The 19409-nt window shown below is 42.4% G+C and carries 21 protein-coding genes and 1 pseudogene; 11 read left to right on the plus strand and 11 right to left on the minus strand.

Annotated features, from left to right (window positions below):
- Nucleotides 1-43: 43 nt before the first annotated feature.
- Nucleotides 44-1198, minus strand: a complete 1155-nt coding sequence (gene hemW / locus EXE29_RS08715) for a radical SAM family heme chaperone HemW (RefSeq protein ID WP_117007421.1) — start codon at nucleotides 1196-1198, stop codon at nucleotides 44-46.
- A gap of 136 nt (nucleotides 1199-1334) precedes the next feature.
- On the opposite strand from hemW, the gene EXE29_RS08720 reads away from it, so the two are divergent.
- Nucleotides 1335-1793 (plus strand): DMT family transporter, encoded by a 459-nt coding sequence (locus EXE29_RS08720; protein ID WP_106983998.1) that lies wholly within the window; start codon nucleotides 1335-1337, stop codon nucleotides 1791-1793.
- 90 nt (nucleotides 1794-1883) lie between these two features.
- Entirely contained in the window at nucleotides 1884-3179 is a 1296-nt protein-coding gene (locus EXE29_RS08725; RefSeq protein WP_120364491.1) for an MATE family efflux transporter, read from the plus strand.
- A 55-nt stretch (nucleotides 3180-3234) separates the two neighbouring features.
- Here EXE29_RS08725 and EXE29_RS08730 read toward each other — a convergent pair whose 3' ends face one another.
- Entirely contained in the window at nucleotides 3235-3444 is a 210-nt protein-coding gene (locus EXE29_RS08730) for a DUF1737 domain-containing protein (protein WP_117007419.1), read from the minus strand.
- 288 nt (nucleotides 3445-3732) lie between these two features.
- Between EXE29_RS08730 and EXE29_RS08735 the strand changes: the two genes are divergently transcribed.
- Both EXE29_RS08735 and EXE29_RS08740 read left to right on the plus strand, forming a co-directional pair.
- The gene (locus EXE29_RS08735; RefSeq protein ID WP_117007418.1) at nucleotides 3733-5031 is read left to right on the plus strand and encodes an ABC1 kinase family protein; all 1299 of its coding nucleotides are present in this window, start codon (nucleotides 3733-3735) and stop codon (nucleotides 5029-5031) included.
- 186 nt (nucleotides 5032-5217) lie between these two features.
- Nucleotides 5218-5472, plus strand: coding sequence for a type B 50S ribosomal protein L31 (locus EXE29_RS08740; RefSeq protein ID WP_120364477.1), 255 nt, complete (start codon nucleotides 5218-5220; stop codon nucleotides 5470-5472).
- Between the two features lie 104 nt (nucleotides 5473-5576).
- Here EXE29_RS08740 and crcB read toward each other — a convergent pair whose 3' ends face one another.
- Nucleotides 5577-5954, minus strand: coding sequence for a fluoride efflux transporter CrcB (crcB, locus tag EXE29_RS08745; RefSeq protein ID WP_106983994.1), 378 nt, complete (start codon nucleotides 5952-5954; stop codon nucleotides 5577-5579).
- A 167-nt stretch (nucleotides 5955-6121) separates the two neighbouring features.
- Here crcB and EXE29_RS08750 point away from each other — a divergent pair, with 167 nt between their 5' ends.
- Nucleotides 6122-6454, plus strand: coding sequence for a HopJ type III effector protein (locus EXE29_RS08750; RefSeq protein ID WP_117007416.1), 333 nt, complete (start codon nucleotides 6122-6124; stop codon nucleotides 6452-6454).
- Nucleotides 6455-6566: 112 nt separating this feature from the next.
- Here the strand turns inward: EXE29_RS08750 and EXE29_RS08755 are convergent, their stop codons facing one another.
- The gene (locus tag EXE29_RS08755; RefSeq protein WP_120364478.1) at nucleotides 6567-6977 is read right to left on the minus strand and encodes a protease inhibitor I42 family protein; all 411 of its coding nucleotides are present in this window, start codon (nucleotides 6975-6977) and stop codon (nucleotides 6567-6569) included.
- Between the two features lie 18 nt (nucleotides 6978-6995).
- Complete coding sequence (locus EXE29_RS08760; protein ID WP_372658411.1) at nucleotides 6996-7553, minus strand: hypothetical protein; 558 nt, start codon at nucleotides 7551-7553, stop codon at nucleotides 6996-6998.
- A gap of 289 nt (nucleotides 7554-7842) precedes the next feature.
- Here EXE29_RS08760 and EXE29_RS08765 point away from each other — a divergent pair, with 289 nt between their 5' ends.
- Nucleotides 7843-8466: a class I SAM-dependent methyltransferase gene (locus EXE29_RS08765; protein ID WP_106983991.1), complete on the plus strand. Its 624-nt coding sequence runs from the start codon at nucleotides 7843-7845 to the stop codon at nucleotides 8464-8466.
- A 26-nt stretch (nucleotides 8467-8492) separates the two neighbouring features.
- On the opposite strand, the gene EXE29_RS08770 is transcribed toward EXE29_RS08765, so the two are convergent.
- Both EXE29_RS08770 and EXE29_RS08775 read right to left on the minus strand, forming a co-directional pair.
- Nucleotides 8493-9086, minus strand: a complete 594-nt coding sequence (locus EXE29_RS08770; RefSeq protein ID WP_120364479.1) for a hypothetical protein — start codon at nucleotides 9084-9086, stop codon at nucleotides 8493-8495.
- Between the two features lie 74 nt (nucleotides 9087-9160).
- The gene (locus tag EXE29_RS08775) at nucleotides 9161-9628 is read right to left on the minus strand and encodes a Holliday junction resolvase-like protein (protein WP_120364480.1); all 468 of its coding nucleotides are present in this window, start codon (nucleotides 9626-9628) and stop codon (nucleotides 9161-9163) included.
- Between the two features lie 115 nt (nucleotides 9629-9743).
- Here EXE29_RS08775 and EXE29_RS08780 point away from each other — a divergent pair, with 115 nt between their 5' ends.
- The 3 genes from EXE29_RS08780 (at nucleotide 9744) to sodC (ending at nucleotide 12366) form a co-directional block, all read left to right on the plus strand.
- On the plus strand, nucleotides 9744-10388 hold the full coding sequence (locus tag EXE29_RS08780; protein WP_106983988.1) for a ParA family protein: 645 nt from the start codon (nucleotides 9744-9746) through the stop codon (nucleotides 10386-10388).
- Between the two features lie 132 nt (nucleotides 10389-10520).
- Nucleotides 10521-11636, plus strand: a complete 1116-nt coding sequence (locus tag EXE29_RS08785) for an AI-2E family transporter (RefSeq protein ID WP_120364481.1) — start codon at nucleotides 10521-10523, stop codon at nucleotides 11634-11636.
- 163 nt (nucleotides 11637-11799) lie between these two features.
- Nucleotides 11800-12366 carry a superoxide dismutase family protein gene (sodC, locus tag EXE29_RS08790; protein WP_120364482.1) on the plus strand — a complete coding sequence of 189 codons (567 nt, stop codon included), beginning with the start codon at nucleotides 11800-11802 and terminating at the stop codon, nucleotides 12364-12366.
- A gap of 101 nt (nucleotides 12367-12467) precedes the next feature.
- On the opposite strand, the gene EXE29_RS08795 is transcribed toward sodC, so the two are convergent.
- The gene (locus tag EXE29_RS08795) at nucleotides 12468-13703 is read right to left on the minus strand and encodes a DUF2252 family protein (protein WP_120364483.1); all 1236 of its coding nucleotides are present in this window, start codon (nucleotides 13701-13703) and stop codon (nucleotides 12468-12470) included.
- A 161-nt stretch (nucleotides 13704-13864) separates the two neighbouring features.
- Between EXE29_RS08795 and yccS the strand changes: the two genes are divergently transcribed.
- Both yccS and EXE29_RS08805 read left to right on the plus strand, forming a co-directional pair.
- Nucleotides 13865-16009 carry a YccS family putative transporter gene (yccS, locus tag EXE29_RS08800; RefSeq protein WP_120364484.1) on the plus strand — a complete coding sequence of 715 codons (2145 nt, stop codon included), beginning with the start codon at nucleotides 13865-13867 and terminating at the stop codon, nucleotides 16007-16009.
- Nucleotides 16010-16166: 157 nt separating this feature from the next.
- Nucleotides 16167-16466 (plus strand): DUF3817 domain-containing protein, encoded by a 300-nt coding sequence (locus tag EXE29_RS08805; protein ID WP_120364485.1) that lies wholly within the window; start codon nucleotides 16167-16169, stop codon nucleotides 16464-16466.
- A gap of 94 nt (nucleotides 16467-16560) precedes the next feature.
- On the opposite strand, the gene craA is transcribed toward EXE29_RS08805, so the two are convergent.
- From craA to EXE29_RS17490, 3 genes and pseudogenes are all read right to left on the minus strand, one after another.
- A complete protein-coding gene (gene craA, locus EXE29_RS08810) occupies nucleotides 16561-17790 on the minus strand; it encodes a chloramphenicol efflux MFS transporter CraA (protein ID WP_120364486.1) in 1230 nt (409 codons plus the stop codon).
- Nucleotides 17791-18058: 268 nt separating this feature from the next.
- On the minus strand, nucleotides 18059-18937 hold the full coding sequence (locus EXE29_RS08815; protein WP_120364487.1) for a pirin family protein: 879 nt from the start codon (nucleotides 18935-18937) through the stop codon (nucleotides 18059-18061).
- 88 nt (nucleotides 18938-19025) lie between these two features.
- Nucleotides 19026-19409, minus strand: a pseudogene (locus EXE29_RS17490) (AbiH family protein); the annotation flags it as partial.

Here is a 19409-nt window from a genome sequence, read left to right on the forward strand (position 1 = left end):
CTCATTGCGCCTTTTGTCTTTCTTTAAATTTAAAAATATTAGCTTAAAGAAACTCTTCCAGTACTGAATTTAAAAAGATATGCCCCTGCTCTGTACATGACAGCACATTTTCATCAGCCACCATTAACTTGCGCTCACGTAAGGAATTTAAAAGCTCCTTTAAACCATCTAAACTTAATCCTGCACGTTCCGCATAAAGTGCAGCATCCACCCCATGATTCAAACGCAAGGCATTCATCATAAATTCAAATGGCATATCCTCTTGTTCAATTTTTTTAAATTGCAAATGCTCTGCTGGCACTTTGGCTAAATAGTCTTTCGGCAAGCGGGTTTTCTGATAGCGATACACCCCATCTGGCTGTGTCACTTTGCCATGTGCGCCTGCACCAATCGCAAGGTAATCGCCAAACTGCCAGTAATTCAGGTTATGCGCCGAAGGCTTTTCTTTACGCCAAGCCGAAACTTCATAATTGATAAAGCCCTGTGCTTTTAAATAGGCCTCACCCTGTGCTTGAATCTCTTCCAATACATCATCAACTGGCAAGATCGGCTGTGTGCGGAAAAAAACAGTATTCGGTTCAATTGTTAACTGATACCACGACACATGCGTCGCGCCATTTTCTACCGCCAGTTTTAAGTCCAATAAGGCTTGCTCAATCGTTTGCTCTGGCAAACCATGCATGAGGTCAACATTCACACGCTCAAAACCTGCTTCTTTAGCATGCTGAATCGCAGAAATTGCGTCATCGTTAGAATGAATACGGCCTAATTTTTTCAGCTGATCGGTATTAAAACTTTGTACGCCGATCGACAAGCGGTTAATCCCTGCCTCTAAATAGCCCGCAAAAGGATCATGTTCCACTGTGCCCGGATTGGCTTCTAAAGTAATTTCACAGCCATCTTCAAATGGAATAATGCTTTTGAGCTGTTCAAATAACCATTGATAACCTTTTGCGGAAATCAAAGATGGCGTGCCACCCCCAATAAATACGCTGTGTACCGCACGGCCTTGGGCAAAATCGACTTGCGTTTTAAAGTCTTCAACCAGCGCCTGTAAATATTCTTTTTCTAGATCTAAAGACAGTTCACCATTGGGTACTGCATGCGAGTTAAAGTCACAGTATGGACATTTTCGCACGCACCACGGCATGTGAATGTATAAAGACATCGGAATATTTGCAGGAATGAGTTCAGCCAAGGAGAATGCTCAAATGAAAAAAGAGAAGATGAATATTTTAGCATGAGTCCATAAACACACTAAGGCATTCTATATTTCTGTTCTGAAGTTTTATGCAGTACACTCAATCAAATTAAAAAAATTTACAGATAAGAAAATGAAAATAAGTAGCCACCTACTGTATTTACTCCCACTTGCGATGGGTATTGGCATCGCCATGACCATTCAAACTGCAATTAACAGCCAATTGCGTGAATATTTATATTCTCCATTACAAGCCGCCCTATTATCGTTTTTGATAGGTACAATAGTGCTTGCTGTCCTTGTGTTTTTTCAACCTGTCGAAAAGCCTAGCCTTGAAACGCTGCTACAGATTCCTTGGTTTTTATGGCTGGGTGGATGCTTAGGTGTATATGCCATTAGCATCAGTATTTATACGGCACCCAAATTAGGTTTTTTAAGCCTATCTGGCCTGATTATTTTTGGCCAAATTGCCATATCAATGTTTATTGACCAATACGGCTTATTGGGTAATGAAAAAACTCCTATTCATTGGCAGCGCCTTTTAGGTGGCGTGGTGATTTTTATTGGTGTGCTTCTCACTTTACAACGCTAAGACCTCATACCTAAGCACCTCAAAGAAAGAGTATGTTCTGTGTCTACTGTCACAACAACCCGCTTTGAATTAAAGCAACTGTTCCGCTTGATGATTCCCATCTTAATCACCCAATTTGCGCAAGCAGGTTTTGGTTTGATTGATACCATTATGGCTGGCCATTTGTCTGCGAATGATTTGGCTGCTATTGCAGTTGGTGTCGGGCTATGGATTCCGATTATGCTACTGTTTAGTGGCATCATGATTGCCACAACGCCTTTAGTCGCAGAAGCCAATGGTGCGCGTACACCTGAAAAAATTGCCACCATTGCTCGCCAGTCTTTATGGATTGCCTTTATTCTTGGAATCATTGCCTGCCTGATTTTACAAGTTGCACCTTTTCTACTCCCTATTTTAGGTGTACCTGAAGCATTGCTCCCCAAAGCCAGCTTATTTTTACATGCGATTGGTTTTGGTATGCCTGCGGTGACCATGTATGCAGCCCTACGCGGTTATTCCGAAGCATTGGGCTACCCTAAACCTGTCACAGCCATTAGCTTAATTGCACTTGCTGTACTGGTGCCGCTGAACTTTATCTTTATGTATGGACTCGGCCCAGTGCCTGAGCTTGGCTCTGCAGGCTGTGGTTTTGCGACTGCTATTTTGCAGTGGCTGATGTTCTTGGCTTTAGCACTGTATATATTTAAAGGCAGTGCCTATAAAAAAACCCAGCCTTTCGCGGTCTGGGAAAAATTAGACCCCGTGTGGATGAAACGCATCTTTACACTGGGCTTTCCTATCGGCTTAGCGATTTTCTTTGAGGTGAGTATTTTTAGTACTGCCGCCATTGTGCTCAGCCCACTCGGTGAAGTGACTGTAGCTGCACATCAAATTGCCATCTCCATCACATCACAGCTGTTTATGATTCCTATGTCTTTAGCCATTGCGCTCACCATTCGGGTGGGCACGTATTATGGCAGTCAAAACTGGGCTGCTATGCGCCGTGTACAAATAGTTGGTCTGGCAACAGGGACCGTTTTTGCACTCATTACCATGCTACTGCTGTGGCTACTACGCGCTGAAATTGTGTCGCTCTATACCTTTGACTATGATGTTGCGGTATTGGCGGTGTACTTGGTGCTCTTTGCAATTGCTTATCAATTGATGGATGCATGGCAAGTGAGTGCTGCAGGTTGCCTACGTGGCATGCAAGACACTAAAGGCCCAATGTGGATTACCATGCTGGCCTATTGGATTATTGCCTTCCCTGTGGGTATTTATTTGTCACGCTTTACCGACATGGGCGCAGCGGGTGTTTGGATTGGACTGATTGTTGGTTTAACTGTGGCCTGCATCTTACTCATTAGCCGTTTGATGATTATAAATAAACGTATCGCACAGCTTTAAATTTGATTGTCCATACGGTTACGGCTCGTATGGACTTTTCTTCTCAGTACTTTAACTAACCCAAGTCAGCCAACGCTTTTTTTAAGCCCTCAGGCACATCTGCTTCCTCTGCCTCTTTCATAATGGCTTGACCCACAATCACATCTGTACCGTTAAAGGTCATGGTTGGCGAACCATAAAGCTCATAGCCTTCATTTAAGGCCTTGGTCACACGTGCACAAAAGGTCACATCATCTTTACCGGTTAAATATTTATATACTTTCATGGCCTAATTTCGTCTGAGTTACTCAGCTTATTTTAAGCTTAATCCTACAAGATGTAAGGCTGAGTTTAGAAACTTTGCATGAATGGCTAAGCGATACACATGAGCCAACAATGCAAAATGATGCCAAAACAACGATCAGCTTTAAACTGCCTGATAGCCTGTAAGTAAGATTGATTTAACACCCTGATGTCGTCATAGACACAAAGCTTTAACATTTTAAAGTAGGCAACACCTTGATTAACGCCTATGATCAAAACCATATTTTATGATGATCTTGAGGAGCATCACATGGCCAAATCGGCTAGCACCCCCGGTCGCCGCTTTATGAAACTTGCGGGAATGACTGCAAGTATTGCCAGCAAGACAGTTTCAAATTCGATTAAAAACCTCACTGCCGACGAAGAGCAAAAGAATGCTTCGCGCAGCAAATTATTTCAAGATATTGGGGTACAAATTGCCGACACCCTCGGTGACATGAAAGGTGCTGTCATGAAAGTCGGACAGATCGCCTCACAATATAAAGACATTTTCCCACCCGAAGTTGCAAAGGCTATAGGCAAACTACAACGTCAAGCACCGCCTATGCCGTTTAGCGATATTAAAGCGCAAGTGGAAAAGGAACTAGGCAAGCCCATTCTTGAGATATTCAAAAGTTTTGATGAAGTGCCCTTTGCCGCTGCCTCCATTGGCCAAGTTCACAAAGCGACTTTGCCCAATGGCCAGCAAGTTGTGGTCAAGGTGCAATACCCAGGTGTAGATGAAGCCTGTGAAAGCGACTTAAAACAGGTTCGCCTTGCACTCCGCTTAATGGGCGTATTAAAAATTGATCGTAAACTCCAAGATCAATTATTTCATGAGATACAAGAAAGCTTAGATAACGAACTCAATTATCAAATTGAAGCACAAAACCTTGCCGTTGCACGTACCTTCCATGAAGCACTCGATAGCAAGATTGTCATTCCCCAAGTCTATGAAGATTATTCTTCACGCCATATTTTAACTTTAAGCTTAGAAGAAGGCGAAAGCATAGAAACAGCAAGTACTTGGTCACAAGATACCCGCAATGAATTGGGTCGCCGTTTACTCCGTGCTATGGGACAAGAAATTTTCTTCTTAAAACGTTTTCACTGTGACCCACATCCGGGCAACTTCGCCTTTCGTGAAGATGGTACGGTCATTATTTATGACTTTGGTGGCGTTAAAATTTTATCCAATGACACGGTACAACAATTTAAAGCATTAATACGTGCAGCACGCGCAGAAAATATTCCAGAAATTGAAAACCAGCTGGATGCACTGCACTCGATGGCAGAAAAAGGAAAATTCCCAGAAGCCCTATACAAAGAATGGTTAGAAGTGCTCATGCGTCCACTCACAACGCAATATGACTTTGCCGAAAACTCTGCACATCATGATGGTGTTGAGCTGATTAAACCTTCATTAAAATATTGGGATGTGTTTAAGCCTTCGCCTGATACGCTTATGGTCAACCGTACCGTGTCTGGGCATTACTGGAATCTTATTCATTTAAAAGTGAATGACAATTTAAATGATATTTTTGAAGAGTTAATTCCCCCTCTGGCCTAAGTTTGAATTTGCCTTAAAAGCTCGATCTCGATCGGGCTTTTTTTATGGCTTGTAATGAAATGACAAGACGCGCTGACATTCGCTTGTCCAAAGTTCCATTGGTGAAGAAATGTAAATCTGCTTGCAGATATTAATGTTACAATATAACATAACATTAAATTTGAAATCTGCGATAGGGGAAGAACAATGCGTCCGAATATTCATCCTCAATACCAAGATGTACTTTTTCATGACACCAATGCTGATGTGTATTTTGTGATTGGCAGTACACTACAACCGACACAAACACGTGAATATGAAGGTGAGACATATCCTTACGTCACTTTAGATATTTCAAGTGCATCACATCCGTTTTATACGGGTGAACAACGTCAAACTAGCAATGAAGGCCGTGTGGCAAGCTTTAACAAACGTTTTGCGCGTTTCAAACGCTCACACTAAATTCATATTGTTTTAAGCTTTTGCTTTTAAAGTAAAACTATTAAAGAAGTCTAAGATCCCCTCCTCCAGCTTAGACTTCTTTTTTTTGTCTGTGCACAGCCAATTTATACTTTTAGCAAATACTGAAACAGATAAAAACCCAAAGCCAACAGTACTACACCCAACACCACACTCGACCCTACATAAAGCAAGGCAATACTGGTTTGTGCCTGTTTCAGCAATTGAAAGGTTTCTAAGCCAAAACTCGAAAAGGTGGTAAACCCGCCTAAAATACCGACCATCACAAACAAACGAGTTTCTTGTTGCAATACGGGATATTTCTGCGTAAGTGCAAAAAAAATACCTGCGATAAAACACCCAAGTAAATTAATCGCCCACGTGCTCCAAGGAAACAAACCACTCGGCTTATACAACCAAAGCCCTGTGCCATAACGCAGACTTGCACCTATTGCCCCCCCAAGGGCGACCAATAACCAATTCATGGATGTTCCTATCTATTTTTGAGGCAATCTCGCCTGCTTTTCTAAGTTCTGCCTGTCACTATAGCTGAACTTTGACTTCTATTCGGCACCCAAATTCACTCAATTTAAATGCAAAATCTTGCTATATTCGCAAAGCTTAATTTACATTTTTTACGGATGATTCATTCATGGCGCAACAATTATTGGCAGAACTTCAAGCTGGCACAGCAAAATTTGCTGACGTGATTGCATTTATTGAAGCACGTTATGTTCATACGCCAACAGCATTTCAAAATGGCCAGCAAAGCAACGGTGCCAATGAAAACCAAGGCAGTGCCAAAGTATTTTCTTTTGCACAGCTGAATGGCTTAGATCAAGCGCAAACTTTAAGTTTATTTGCTGAACATTATGCATCTGTACTGGCAACACCAGAAGCGACAGATCACCAAAATATTCGCCAATTTATGCTCAATGGCTGGGACGGCATTCAATTTGATGGCCAAGCCTTAACTGCAAAATAAGCCTATGCGCTGAGCAATCATATTCAATCGACTTTAAAGCAATCAAGCCAGCATTCGTGCTGGCTTGATCAGTAGAAATGTACGTAAAAAAACGTTACTACACTCTAATCGCTTAAGAAATTCTAACTCGGCACTGCCATTCGTCAATCGAGTTTTTTTCCCACGGTCGTGCATGCTGTATATGCAGTACCTCTTCACCCGCTTGTTGTGCAGTAAAACGATAAGTTTTTTGACCACCTACACCCACAATAGGCGGATCATTTTGCTTTGGTTGATCCGATTTAAACAATTCTTCAGCTTTAAATAGCTTAGGGCTTTTCGTTAAGCGCCAGACATAACCTGTGGTTGGGTTTTCATCTAATATGACTTCAAGTGTTTGACCACGATCCATCTCTAAGAGTGCTGGACAGCTTTGCTTACCTGTAAAAATATGATTTTTACCATCGACTGTTGAGCTCAAACTACTACACCCACCCAAACCTAAGGCCAAAACCAAAGCCATACCCACTGCTTGTAACTTCATGATGATGCCAACTTAATTCTAACTTTTAACGCGTTCAATCCATTGAATTGAATCTACTCGAAAAACTTCACAAGCCCCATCCCCTGTATCGGTTGGGGTTAAGGATGAGGTCCAAACCAAATCTTTGTCTTTAATTTCGACCAAATCACCTTTTAAGCGGACTAAATCACCGCGTTTAACTTTTTTAATTTCTTTGGCAATCGCAGGACTAGAAGGAATAATGTGCATATTTGACACCATCATCATCGCCTGCTTTTCAGGTACGGGAACTTTATCCATACGCCAGTTTAAATAGCGGTCATATTGATTGACGCTAATACGGCGAGCAATTTCTGGCTCGGCAAATAGCCCCCAACTCACGGCATAATCGATAGGTGAAAATTTAGCTTGTTCATCACTGCTATACGTTTTTGAACCTAAAATTCGAAAGTCACCATAAAATGGCTGTAAGGTGGAAATAGACTGCCCTTGAGCAACCGGTGCTAAACCTTTGGCAATATTATATTCCGATGATGCCTGCGCACCTGTTTGTAGCAGTATTGAAGCCAATACCGTACTGAGTAAAATCTTTTTCATCATCGGGTTACCTCTTTTCATTGCTTCGTTCAGGCCTTTGCAGTCGATGCCTTCGACTAATACAATCCAGCGGATGTTCAATCCCAAATAGACCGATGATCAGCATCTCACCTGAAACTGAACGCTTGCTTAATCATTTATTTCTAATCTTATATTAAGGAAAAATTCGGCAGAAACATTAGTAACTTGGTAACAATTCAGCCCTATTGACGGGTATATGTCTTATCTTTTGAGCCATATTCGACTAAGCTTGGCAACATTCCCATTCATTTATAATAATAGCGCAACAATGATTTATAAATTTTATCAACAACATATCTTTCCACACTTACTCAATCAAGTCATGCAAGTGCCCAGCTTAATGGATAAGCGCCGTGAATTACTGTTGCCCATTCAAGGTGAAGTTTTAGAGATTGGTTTTGGTACAGGATTGAATCTTGCATTTTATCAAGCAGTAGATACCGTGTATGCCCTAGAGCCCAATATTGAAATTTATCAACTGGCAGCACAGCGCATACATGAAACGCCTTTTGAGGTTCAGCATATACAGGCCAGTGCTGAAAAACTCCCTTTTGCAGATCGTAGCTTAGACCATATTGTTTGTACTTGGACCTTATGTAGTATTGCCGATGTGGAACTTGCACTCGATGAAGTGTATCGCGTACTCAAAGTAGGAGGCACCTTCCATGTAGTTGAGCATGTTTTACACAATGAAAATCACAACATCCAGCGCCTACAAAATCTGTTCACCCCGCTACAAAAACGCGTGGCCGATGGCTGTCATTTAAACCGTAATATAGAACAAGCTTTAAAAAATGCAGACCTCGAAATTACTGAACTGCAATATTTTGATGCTGAGGGCATTCCATCCATTGGACGTCGCATGTTGTTGGCACGGGCGGTAAAAAGCTGATGAATAACCTGCAACTGAATGCAGCGTTAAGACAACAGCTGAATATAGGTAATTTTGACGATACTGCATTGTGGTCTAGGTCGCGGTATATTCATGCCTGTCACAAAGCGCTTGCCTGTTTTCAGTTGCTGTACATTGACATATTGCCCTTGTAACTTCACATGCTGACCCGGTTTTAAACGTCGTAGTTGCTTGGTAATCCGCTCATTAGCAGCAATTGCACTCACATTGAGGCTGTCTGCACGGACCTGATCTGCTGTTAAGCTTGAGTTCGGCTTGAGCTGAAAATCATAGCACCGACTGTGCTGATTAAAATCGACCTGTTTCAAAGTATTCGCTTTAGCCAACATCCCCTGTACCAGCAATACATCCACATTGCTCAGATAAGCCAAATCGTTATATTCCCCCACCCATGCCGATGCACGGAATAGCGCACTTCTTTGTGCCGAATAAAAACGCTGACCCGCAACGGTAAAATCTCCAGAAAATTCACCGCGTGTTTCTAGCTGAAAATTTTTAAGAACACCCGGCTGTTCCAAATGTGGAATTTCTCTAAAATACGCATGCCAGGTCCAAATCAGCAATGCTAAACAAGTGAAGGCGATCAGCAACTGTTTCATGCATTTATCTCCCCCGTCAGCATGACGATATGGTTCAGCGCACAATAAAGTACCTTCAAAAAAGTACCCTCAAATTAGTCATTAAAGTTAATTCTTATGGTTTCAAAACGTACACGTCCCTCAGCGATTGCTTGTGCGATTGCTTGCTGACCTTTGGTTAACCGTGCGCCACCACTTTTAATATCAATCAATACCACTTCAATATCATCTGCATGACCATCCCCATCACGATAATCGGTATAACCATCAAAGACCACATAATCGACAGGATCGCCCAGAAACTTGGCATCACTCGGCAGGTACTGAAATTCAGGCATAATAGGTGCCAGTTGCTCTGCCATTTTGCCCTTTAATACTGCGCGACTGGTATTTACACTACGCTTTTGGGCATGGGTTAATGCTTGCTGATGCTCTAACTCCAACTCGGCAATATACTTTTCATACTCTGCTCGAATACGTCCATTGCGCGAGTTACTTAAAATGAGCGTAGTCAACACCGCCCCAATGCATGCCCCAATCAACATGGCCATCCAAACCGACATCTGTTCTTCCTAATTCAATGGCTTAAACTGCAACTACAACTTTCGTTTTCTGTCCTATGCATTGCACAAAAGAATGATATGCTAGGGCCGAGCAGAATAAAATCATTATTGGGTCATGAAAACAATTTTAGTTGCCAATCAAAAAGGCGGATGCGGGAAAACCATAACAGCCATCAGTTTAGCTTCTGCACTGGCACAAAAAGGCTATAAAGTCGCTTTGGCCGATGCTGACAATCAAAAATCAGCTTTGCAATGGTTAAAGCAACGCCCCGAACAAGTCGCTTCTATTCAAAGCCTCGATTGGCGTCATGAAAAATCCATTGGCGATGCACCCAAAAATACTGAATATTTGATTATTGATGCCCCTGGCGCGCTTTCTGGTGAACACGCCGAACAACTGATTAGTGAAGCCCACACGATCATTACCCCGCTACAACCCTCATTTTTTGACATCGATTCAACTCGCCGTTTTCTAAAGCATCTTCAAGACATTAAACGGATTCGTAAGGGTAAAGTTCAAATTTTACTGCTCGCCAACCGTGTCAAACCCAATGCAACCAGTGCAAAAGATATTCAAGATTTTTTTGCCAAAATTGAACAACAACCTGTTGCTTGGATTTCTGAACGTAGTGCTTATGGTCAATTGGCCATGCAAGGCTTGAGTGTATTTGATAAAACCCAAAAAAATTACATTAGCATTCAAAACCAATGGCAACCTATATTGAATGCTATTATTGATGATGAAAGCGACTGGTTTTAAGCCCTCGCTTTTTACTGTACTTTCGTCATCAAGTGAAGTGAAAATAAAAGGTTTTCATTGGTAAATACTCATTTTCGAGTAGTTTTTTTCAGTTAATATGGACCATGTCCTCTTTAATCATCTGAGAACTCAGTGCAACAATACGCGCCTACCTTACAAAAATTCTTATTGTTCGGATTGTTTTTTGTCCTGATCTTTTTAAGCTTTAATGTCTTAAAATATTTTATTGTGCCTGTGGTTTGGGCTGCAATTATTGCCTATATGACATGGCCACTGTATCAGCGCATTTTAAATGCTTGTAAAGGGCGTGCCACGCTCAGCGCTACACTGATGATCTTACTGGTGGTATTGGTCGTTGGCTTACCTGTAATTTTTGCAATCTTCTTGCTCCAACACGAAGGCCGTAATTTATATTATGAATTACAAAAACAAGTATTTTCAGGGCATTTGAACGTACCGCAATTTGTACGTGACTTGCCAATTATTGGTAAAGAAATTAACCGTACGCTACACGATTTAAATACAGACCCAAACAGTATTATTCAATCCGTGCAAATTTGGGTTCAGGGTCATTTAAATTATGGTAAAGCCTTAATTAATGAAGTCAGTAAAAACATTTTTAAATTGTGTTTTGCCGTCATGTCTTTATTTTTCTTTTACCGTGATGGTCAACTCATTTTAGACCAAGCCAGCAAAGCCTTAGAAAAAGTGATTGGTCCACGTATTCATCATTATTTGGCAACCATTTCAGACACCACACGGGCAGTTGTTTATGGTGTAGGTCTGACAGCGGTCGCACAAGCCACTTTAGCAGGCATTAGCTACTTTGTTGCAGGTGTGCCCAACCCCATGTTGCTCACTTTAGTTACTTTTATACTGGCACTCATTCCATTTGGCCCACCTGTGGCTTATACCTCAGTATCCTTATGGCTATTTTCACAAGGTCAAACCATTGAAGCGATTGGGGTCATGGCATGGGGCGTGTGTATTGTCAGTACAGCAGACAACGTGATTCGACCTTTGGTCATTTCGGGTGCAACACAAATTCCATTCTTATTAATTATGTTTGGTGTATTGGGTGGTCTGGCAAGCTTTGGCATGGTCGGTTTATTTATTGGTCCAGTGATTTTGGCGGTGTTGTTGGCCATTTGGCGTGAATGGCTACATGAAGCCAATATTGAACCTGTACAAGTGCCAAAAGCTACCCTAGCACATGACTTAGATGATGATTCAGATCTAAAAAACTAAATCGTCAGGCGCATCAAAATTAGGCGATATCATCATCGCAATAATATTAAGGTAAGGTTCATCCCCTTGCCTTTTTTGTTACAGAGCTAAACCGAATTTACATGGCAGTTCAGGCAAAGCTCTGTTTCAATGAGCTATGACCCTATACACCAAGGACGTATACATGCCACATTTGAATTTTAAAAAAACCACGAAAACCTTAGTTGGTCTTTCATTCGGTTCATTATTTATGCTGGGCTGTGCCAGTACACTACCTTTAAAAGATGGCACACCCAACCAACAAGTTAGCGTTAATGCCGTAACACCTGCGGGTATTGGCGCGACCATTGGAACGATTCACTTGGAGGATAGTCAGTCTGGCTTAGTGCTTCATACACAACTGAGCCAATTGCCTGCTGGCCCGCATGGTTTTCATATTCATGAAGTCGGATCATGTGCACCTGCCAGCAAAGATGGAAAAATGGGCGCTGCTTTAGCTGCAGGTAGCCATTTTAATCCGAATAAAGCCCCAAATCATGGTACGCCATTAACAGGCCACTTGGGCGACTTACCATTACTAAATGTACAAGCTGACGGTACAGCACAAGTGACGCTGGTTGCGCCACGTTTAAAACTGGCCGATGTACAAGGCCGTGCCATCATGATTCATGCTGGCGGTGACAACTACTCAGACTCACCAAAAGCATTGGGCGGTGGTGGTGATCGAATTGCATGTGGTGTGATTCAATAAACACACGAATAAATTGATCAAGCGATATGGCAATAACTGTGGATAAAATTGATTTTATCCGCAGTCAGCAATGACCTAAATAGCGCCCGCGATTCACGGCCTTATCCACGTGATTGCAACTGATTTCTTAAGGCGTAGCGTCTGCAATGCTCTAAGTAACCCGCCTCATGCTCGCTGATGAGTTCGACAATGCTACGCCACAACCAAAACGGCACATCAATGGTTTTAGATTGAGCGCGCTTCAACTCTTTGATCCATGACTTACGTTCGACTTGTGTCATTTGCCTCACATGCGCCCGCCCAACCACAAAAGCCAAATAAAAGGCTAAATTTCGCGCTTCAAATTGATTGGTACCCTCAATTTCTAGCTTCAAATCCTGAGGCATGAGCTCTCGAATAAAGACCGAAGTATCTAAAAACTGAGATGCACGCATGCGACTGCCTAAATAAGGCGATAAATGCCGTGCGCCTTCGACGATCCGCTCAGCATTGTCTCTGGGCATAGAGGCTTCGGTATAGCGTGGCGCGAGAGCACGGGCCGCTTCTTTTAAATCCATGAGGCAAAGGTCACTGCCCTCACTGATGTGATGATGATTGGTATCCATCAGTACAATGTAGCGCAGCAATCCCAAAGAGCTACAGCCTTTGACCCAATACGCCGCATCGAGCATGTGAATACGATCTGCCTCACTGCGTTGCCCAATCATCATAACTAAGTCACTGACATGCTCTTGACGAAACAGCTGTTCAATTGCTTTATGTTCTTTTTTGAGCAAAGGCCAGAACTTAGACCCCAGCTCAATTTTGGGTTCTAAGCCCTGCAAGCGTTCTTTGGCCAAACTTTTCCATGTACGTTTATAAGCCTGTTGCATAACACCATGTACAGCACGTGGCCGATTGACTAAATCAGTAGGCTGGCCTTCATTTTCCAGTGCATGTACATAACCTGCATAGAGCGCTTCAATCATTTGCGCGGTAACCACGCCCGGCAAATCAGAACTGCGAAGCGCTGTTGCTAGCGATAATCCCAAACGGATCAAATCATTCACTGGATTGCCAATGACCGTTTGATCTAGATCTCGAATTTCAATTTCAATCTGACCTTCTACATTGGCCACTGGCCCAAGATTTCCTGTATGGCAGTCACCACAAATCCAAACTGCAGGCCCCTGCGGTATCGAGCTGATTTCAGCAGCTTTAAGCCAGTCATAGTATTTGGCAGTATTGCCTCGCACATAGGCATGAATCGAACGTGCCATTTTTAAATTACGCTTTTCTGTCAGCGCATCACTGCGTTGCCTCGGCTGACAAATATCACTTTTGATTATTTTTGGCATGATTTGTGTCTATTATTTTTGAGTCTTTACAAAATTCTGCATCTAATTCACTCTAAAATGCAGAGATGAATGAATGTTTTCTGTTGGGATTATGTTCTCAACATTTTCCTGCGTGCTAGCAAGCAATATGCTGCTGAGAGCCATATAGGTAAAAATTGAACGTGAATCTGCCACCATCATTACTACAAGGTTTTAAATCCAATGCACTGGCAATTTATTGCGTGCAAATTTGCATTGTGCTGAGTGGTTCTACGCTCGGACTGCATTTTCTTGGGTTAGAAACCCTGATTGTGCCTGTGACTCTGGGTGCAATTGCCACCGCACTGACAGACTTTGATGACCGACTCAGCATCAGGCTCCGTAATTTGGCCTATGTGTGTATCTTATTTTTTAGCGTAAGCAGTATTTTAGATGCCTTGCATCCCTATCCCGTGCTGTTTGCCATATATTTGTCATTCTCCAGTGCCTGCCTCATTTTGATGGGAGCGCTCGGCCAGCGCTATGCTGCGATTTCTTTTGGCACAATTTTGCTATCCATTTACACCATGTTTGGCCTTGGTGAATACACACCGTGGTATTTTCAGCCCAGCGCTTTTGTTTTAGGTGCGCTGTGGTATGGCGCCACCGCAATTGTGTTCTATCTGATTAAGCCGACACTGCCTGTACAAGATCAGTTGGCACGCTGCTTTAAACAAATTGCCTCTGTGCTACATGCGAAGTCACTGTTATTTGATCCAGATAATCGCGCCAATGTTGAAGAACTCTTATATGCCTTACCACTACAAAATAGCGCGGTGGTGGATAGCTTAAATCGCACAAAGGCCTCATTGCTCACACGGCTAAAAGCCTCTCGTGCCAATCAAAAAACCATTTACTGGCTCAAACTGTACTTTTTGGCGCAAGATCTGCACGAACAGGTCAGCGCAAATTATCTGCATTATGAGCAGATTCACCTTAATTTTAGTCGCACAGATCTGATTTTCCGCATTCAAAAAAATATCCGCCTACAGGCAATCGCGTGTGAGGAACTGGCACAGTGTATTTTAAATAGTCAGGTCTATCAGCCCAACGCCAATGCCTCAATCGCACTACAGAATTTGCATAGCTCCATGCATGACTGGATTCAGAATAATCCACACAACATTGAAGTAAAAAATCTACAATTGGTGCTGAATAATTTGGACAGCATGCAGGAGCGTTTTGCGCATTTAAATGATTTAAACAGCCCGCAGGAACATCTGCCGCAGCAGCTAGATCAACTCAATTTATATGATGATGACATTCATGGCGCCCGTGATTTATGGCTTAAGCTGAAGCAGCATCTCACGCCACAGTCGGCGCTGTTTCGCCACGCGGTGCGGATTGCCTTTGTTTTTGCAGTTGGCTACGGTATCTCACTCTTACCCTTTGCACGAAATGGCTACTGGATTTTACTGACCAGTTTATTTGTTTGCCAAATGCGTTACTTTGCCACCAAAAGTCGCTTAAAAATGCGCACGCTCGGCACTGTACTGGGTGTATTACTGGGCATTCCAGTGTTGTATTTTGTGCCGAGTACCGAAGGCCAATTATTGTTGGTGATTATTTTTGGGGTCTGCTTTTTCTATTTAAGTGCCAAAAAATATGCCATGGCGACGCTGATGGCGACCCTCATGGTACTGCTGATTTTTAATTTAAAAGGCGCAGGTTATGCCATTATTTTGCCAAGGATTATGGATACGATTTTAGGTTGTCTGATTGCTTGGTTTGCCGTCAGCTTTATTTGGCCAGACTGGGACTTTCGTAATATTTCTAGCACCATCAAAAAAAGCACACAAGCCACGCTACAGTATTTTAATGCTGTGCTAGATGAATATATCGGTGGCCGTAGCAACAGCATGACTTATCGCCATGCGCGGCGCGATGCACATAATGCGCAAACTGAGCTAGCCAGCATGATTTCCAGTTTAAGTACAGAGCCAAACCCTGACCCTGAACTGATTCACTATGCCTTTCGCTATCTGGTGTATAGCCATAGCCAACTGAGTTATGTGTCTGCTTTGGGTAGCCACCGCGAACAAGTTCAAGATGCACAAGTACTCGACCTACTACAGTGGTGTAAAACTGCACTCGCGGATTCCCTGTTACAACCCAATTTAGCGTTGGATGAAATTCAGCAGAAGCTTTTGAAAATAAAACAACTGAATGCACAGGATAATTTATCCAGCCATTTGCAGCTGGTGCTCAAGCAAATCAGCCTATTGCTCGAAACCTTGCCAGAGCTACTGGCACTGAAAACAGAACTCCTCCAACGCGATATTAAATAGTCAAAGCGCATCTTATATAAAAGCATTGGCACACCAATAACCAAGCGCATAGCTTGGTTATTAGTATTTGATTTATATTAATTTTAATAAAATAATCTTTTGTTTTCCCCATCGCTTTTCAGTACACTCAAGGTTCATTCTCATTCTAGCCATGACCATGAATATTCAAACTTTACGCATTGTGGGTACTTTAGAAGGCCTATCCTTTTTACTTTTACTGTTTATTGCCATGCCCCTAAAGTACATGATGGGTAATCCAATTTTAGTCAAATACGTTGGCATGGGACACGGGGTTTTATTTGTTGTCTTTTTAGCGGTGCTGTTTATCGTTTGCGAAAAACAAAAGTGGTCGCTCAGTGTATTTTTAATGGGTTTAGTCGCATCAATCTTGCCATTTGGCCCTTTTGTATTTGATGCCAAATTAAAGAAATTAGCACAAGAAAAAGCATCGGTTTAATAGAACGGCGCAGTTCAACGGCCGTACATTCAGGCAAGGCGATGCGATCAAGACCATTGATCTGCCCTGCCTGAAGTGGTTTTTGTTATGCCGATTAAAACTCACCCGCCTCACGGCGTTCCTGCAAAATACGCATAAATGCACGGCGCGGGAAACTAAACCACAGTGCAATGAGTGCCAAACAAGAAAAACCATAGGCGCTAATATGAAATTGCTCATACAACATGCGCACCAGCTCAATCACAATAAAAAAGCCAAACATCATCAGTACAGATACAGCAGCCGCGACAGTTCCTTTCGACACCTCCGACGACATCAAAGCAAAACGATACAACACCGAAAAGCTCATGCCTTCACCAAAGCTCACCAAGGTCATGCCAATAATCACGCAGTAAATAAAATACTGAGGCAACATCACGCCCAGTACCACAATGGCAGTCCCCAACAACATTAACGGCAAACCAAACAATACTGTGCGCCCAAGGGCCAAGCGGTCAATAATATTTAACAGCACAATATTGCCTAAAATAAGCCCACCGAGCACAGGAAACTGTGCCAAACCATATTGCATACTGCTCAGGCCGAGCTCTTCAACCAGCATGACTGGAGACAGTGCAATCCACAGCATTAAAGGCATGGCGACCATAGGTAAGCCCAAGGTCAGGCTTAAAAAGCGTTTATTTTTAAAGACCTGTTTAAAATCATCCGCAATATAGCTTAAAGGCTGTTTGGGTATACTTTGCTTCGGTGCAGGCATTTTGGCTTTGAGGCCAAACCAACTTAAAAAGGCTAAAAATGCGATGCCAATAAAGCCCCAATGCCATGACACATGATCAATTAAAAATGCCCCAATTACAGGCCCAATTAAAGGTGCAAGCAAGGAAATATTGGCCATCAATGCCATGACTTTAATGGCGTCACGCTCTTCAAATGTTTCTTGAATGGCAGCATAGCCCACAGCTGAAATGACAGATAAACCAAAGCCTTGTAAAAAGCGAAGAGTTAAAAAGCTTTCGATATTCTGAGTAAGCAAAATGAGCAGGCAACAGATGGTAAAAAATGCCACACCACCCAACAGGACTTTTTTACGCCCTAAGCGGTCAGACAATGGCCCTAAAATTGCCGCCACGCATGCACCACCCAACAAATAAAAAGACATAGATGAGGGTGCCCAAGCACTGCTTACACCAAACTCTTTGGTAATGGCAAGCATCGCGGGCTGGACAAGGTCATTGCCGATATAAACTGAAAATTCAAATAAAACCAAAGCCAGCGGAAACATTAATGTTGCACGGCTCAGTTTTGTTACGGGTACATTTTGCATTGTTATCTACATATAAAGGTGCACACTGCATGGGCGTGTCTTAATTTTGGGGAGAGACACTCCAGCCCAATGGCAGGCACTGTAATTCATTAAAATAAAAAGCTGTGCGAAATATGCTGTGTTGCACCGTATTCACAAGGTGCTTATAAAAAGAGAAAGTGCTGTATTCAATAATAGAACTTAAAGTTGCATGGAGCATGCTTTAAGTTCTGTCAGTTTAGCAGTGTTTATTTAAATTGTATGCCGTGATTTTTTCAGCTTGATGACATTAACTGCCCTCTGCTGGGCTGTGTATAAATGTGCCATTTTTTAAATCTTCATAGCATTGTAGTATTTCTTCATAGCTGTTCATCACAAAGTAACCGCGACCATAAATCGGCTCATTCAAAGGCGCAGCGCTTAAATACAAAATTGCGCAGTCACGTAGCGCTGTTATTTCGACATGCTCACCTAAGCTGGACATCACCGCCATGTGATTGTCTTCCAGTTCATCAGCGCTTCCTGCAAATACTGCACGGCCTGTACGCATATAGATGAGTGTGGTATCGCCCGCCTGTGCAGGTAGCTGTACGGTTTGGCCTTTTTTGATAAATACATCATAGACTTGCATAGGGGTATGGGTTTCTGCTGGCCCGACATGGCCTGCATATTCCCCTGCAATCACACGCACATAACCTGCATCATCGGCAAATGTTACTTTAGGAATGCTGTTATTGCTTAGGCTTTGGTAACGTGGCGGGTTCATTTTGTCTTTGGCTGGCAAGTTGACCCACAGCTGGAGCATTTCAAATGGGCCGCCTGCTTTGGAAAATGCTTCGCTAAACACTTCTTTGTGCTGTATGCCTGAGGCTGCCGTCATCCACTGTACATCGCCTGCATAAATTACACCACCACCGCCTGTGGTATCGCGGTGTTCCAGTTCGCCTTTAAACATGATGGTGACGGTTTCAAAACCACGGTGTGGGTGTTCATCTACCCCTTTACGCAGTTGGGTGGGTTTGAGTGTGCCGGGGCCTAGGTGGTCGAGCAGTAGAAATGGTGAAACGGTATTGCCTAGTTCGTAATGGGAAAAGACTGAGGTGACTGGTGAAAAGTCACCTACAGCGGATTGGGTTGTGGTGTTATGAATAAAGGCGAGGTTTTTCATGTTGTTGTATGCATTCTTGTTGATGCTTTGATCTTAGCCTATCAAGTACAGAGATTCGATAGGCTAAGCGATTTTCAGTGTTGCAGTTTTAGGATGCTGTGTATTTTGGCAATTCGACAGGTTCTATCCCATTAAGCTTTGCAATATCAGGATTTTCTTCAAATTTCAGCCAACCTTTTTTCATCCATTTTTCTACTTTCTCCTTCTTTAAAATCCCTAATAAATTATTTAAAAGTTTTGATACATCATTTTTATAGTAATAGATAGTCACAATACATTCCAAATTATCTTTATTATTTAATTTAAAAATTTCTTCAACATAGTTTTCATCAGAATCTGCTAAAGAGTGCCCCCAAATTGATATATTTACACTCCTCACACCAGACAAATTGGTATCAATCATAAATTTTATATCATCATTTTCAAGCAAAAATAAGTAATCTGTATTTTTTAATAATTTTTGATGATATTT

Origin of the sequence: Acinetobacter sp. WCHAc060006 (genome assembly GCF_004209135.1) — a bacterium.
GTDB classification, from domain to species: domain Bacteria; phylum Pseudomonadota; class Gammaproteobacteria; order Pseudomonadales; family Moraxellaceae; genus Acinetobacter; species Acinetobacter cumulans.

What these genes read in the sequence shown, in the direction of transcription:
- EXE29_RS08720 (WP_106983998.1), top strand. Translation starts at nt 1,335, where the DNA reads ATGAAAATAAGTAGCCACCTACTGTATTTACTCCCACTTGCGATGGGT.
- EXE29_RS08725 (WP_120364491.1), top strand. Translation starts at nt 1,884, where the DNA reads ATGATTCCCATCTTAATCACCCAATTTGCGCAAGCAGGTTTTGGTTTG.
- EXE29_RS08730 (WP_117007419.1), bottom strand. Translation starts at nt 3,444, where the DNA reads ATGAAAGTATATAAATATTTAACCGGTAAAGATGATGTGACCTTTTGT.
- EXE29_RS08735 (WP_117007418.1), top strand. Translation starts at nt 3,733, where the DNA reads ATGGCCAAATCGGCTAGCACCCCCGGTCGCCGCTTTATGAAACTTGCG.
- EXE29_RS08740 (WP_120364477.1), top strand. Translation starts at nt 5,218, where the DNA reads ATGCGTCCGAATATTCATCCTCAATACCAAGATGTACTTTTTCATGAC.
- crcB (WP_106983994.1), bottom strand. Translation starts at nt 5,954, where the DNA reads ATGAATTGGTTATTGGTCGCCCTTGGGGGGGCAATAGGTGCAAGTCTG.
- EXE29_RS08750 (WP_117007416.1), top strand. Translation starts at nt 6,122, where the DNA reads ATGGCGCAACAATTATTGGCAGAACTTCAAGCTGGCACAGCAAAATTT.
- EXE29_RS08755 (WP_120364478.1), bottom strand. Translation starts at nt 6,977, where the DNA reads ATGAAGTTACAAGCAGTGGGTATGGCTTTGGTTTTGGCCTTAGGTTTG.
- EXE29_RS08760 (WP_372658411.1), bottom strand. Translation starts at nt 7,553, where the DNA reads ATGAAAAAGATTTTACTCAGTACGGTATTGGCTTCAATACTGCTACAA.
- EXE29_RS08765 (WP_106983991.1), top strand. Translation starts at nt 7,843, where the DNA reads ATGATTTATAAATTTTATCAACAACATATCTTTCCACACTTACTCAAT.
- EXE29_RS08770 (WP_120364479.1), bottom strand. Translation starts at nt 9,086, where the DNA reads ATGAAACAGTTGCTGATCGCCTTCACTTGTTTAGCATTGCTGATTTGG.
- EXE29_RS08775 (WP_120364480.1), bottom strand. Translation starts at nt 9,628, where the DNA reads ATGTCGGTTTGGATGGCCATGTTGATTGGGGCATGCATTGGGGCGGTG.
- EXE29_RS08780 (WP_106983988.1), top strand. Translation starts at nt 9,744, where the DNA reads ATGAAAACAATTTTAGTTGCCAATCAAAAAGGCGGATGCGGGAAAACC.
- sodC (WP_120364482.1), top strand. Translation starts at nt 11,800, where the DNA reads ATGCCACATTTGAATTTTAAAAAAACCACGAAAACCTTAGTTGGTCTT.
- EXE29_RS08795 (WP_120364483.1), bottom strand. Translation starts at nt 13,703, where the DNA reads ATGCCAAAAATAATCAAAAGTGATATTTGTCAGCCGAGGCAACGCAGT.
- EXE29_RS08805 (WP_120364485.1), top strand. Translation starts at nt 16,167, where the DNA reads ATGAATATTCAAACTTTACGCATTGTGGGTACTTTAGAAGGCCTATCC.
- craA (WP_120364486.1), bottom strand. Translation starts at nt 17,790, where the DNA reads ATGCAAAATGTACCCGTAACAAAACTGAGCCGTGCAACATTAATGTTT.
- EXE29_RS08815 (WP_120364487.1), bottom strand. Translation starts at nt 18,937, where the DNA reads ATGAAAAACCTCGCCTTTATTCATAACACCACAACCCAATCCGCTGTA.